At 47.6% G+C, this 1410-nt stretch carries 1 protein-coding gene; it reads left to right on the forward strand.

The genetic code is table 11. The features are described from left to right. The coding region (locus GY843_RS06770) for an RHS repeat-associated core domain-containing protein (RefSeq protein ID WP_297307833.1) at positions 1-858 on the forward strand (858 nt) is incomplete at its 5' end. Positions 859-1410 lie beyond the last annotated feature (552 nt).

Here is a 1410-nt window from a genome sequence, read left to right on the forward strand (position 1 = left end):
ATCGAGGAGCAAGATAACGCGGGAGCGACCGAGGCTACCTACGTCTATGGCACCTGGATTGACGAGGTGCTGCGGATGGAGCGGGGTGTGCAGGATGTCTATTATCATCAGAACGCGCTGGGTTCGGTCGTTGGCCTGACGGACGGCGCGGGCAACGTGGTCGAACGCTACCGTTATGCAGCTTATGGACGTGTGACAGTGACCGATGGGAACGATGATCCGGTGGCCGAGAATGGATGGGGAATGCCCCATAGTGCTTATGGTAATCCGTATTTGTTTACGGGGCGGCGGTTGGATGAAGAGACGGGGTTGTATTATTACCGGGCGCGCTACTATGCAGCATTGATAGGCCGTTTCCTACAAAGAGATCCAGTTGGATACATAGACAGTATGAATTTTTACATGTATGTTTTCAATAGTCCTGTCAACTATCGTGATTCTTATGGCCTTACAGCTATCCTCAATGATTATAATCTTGATAATCCTTTTGACAGTAATCTTGATAATTCTATTAGATGTAATGAAGGACAGTGTTCAGATGAGCAGAAAGATAAGTGCAAAGGTGATTGTCAAGGTTCATTTGATGAAGGGCCAGTTTATCTATCCGGGACATGTGAAGATAATAAAGATGAAATAGATAAACATAGTAGAGAGCTTGAGAAAGACAAGAAAAAGAGAGGCAAAGCAAGAAATGATGCACATGATGTATGTGTTGAGAGAGATAATGAGGAATGTCAGTGTTGCGGGGTAAGCTACCTGATGATTGTAACACGATTAGATGTTCCCCCCAAGAATCCCAAGGTATGTAAAGTCACCTATTCATTAACTGCTTCTGGTAAATGCAAAGAATCTTCATAAATTCTTGTTTCAACTCAAGACTTGAGATTTTCAATGCCTCTGAGGTCTAGTTTCTGAAGTAATTAAGCAAGTAACTCGAAAAAGTCACAATGCTAGGAATACACGCTTATAAAGCTGTGATACGTGGTGCAGCAAACTGATTACCAACTAACTCTATTGTGGCATATTACAGCGAATTAGGAAAAGAACAAATCGGATAGCTCACATCAATTGACGCTCCAATTCGTTCCTTTCTCCATTCGATGTAGTGCCTTCTGGCGCAAGCGTAAGGCGGATTGCCAATCTGCTCCACGCGCACCGGCGTGAACAGCCGGTGCTGGGAAGGCGTGATCACTCAGCGCCACTGCTTCAGGGCGGTGCAGCATCGTAGGGCAAGTTGGCAACTTGCCACCCCACAGACCGGTTGCCAACCGGCCCTACGAACACCGGCGTAAACAGCCGGTGCTGGGAAGGCGTGATCACTCAGCGCCACTGCTTCAGGGCGGTGCAGCATCGTAGGGCAAGTTGGCAACTTGCCACCCCACAGACCGGTTGCCAACCGGCCCTACGAAC

The sequence above is a fragment of the Neptuniibacter sp. genome (assembly GCF_024231755.1).
Lineage (GTDB): Bacteria > Pseudomonadota > Gammaproteobacteria > Pseudomonadales > Balneatricaceae > Neptuniibacter.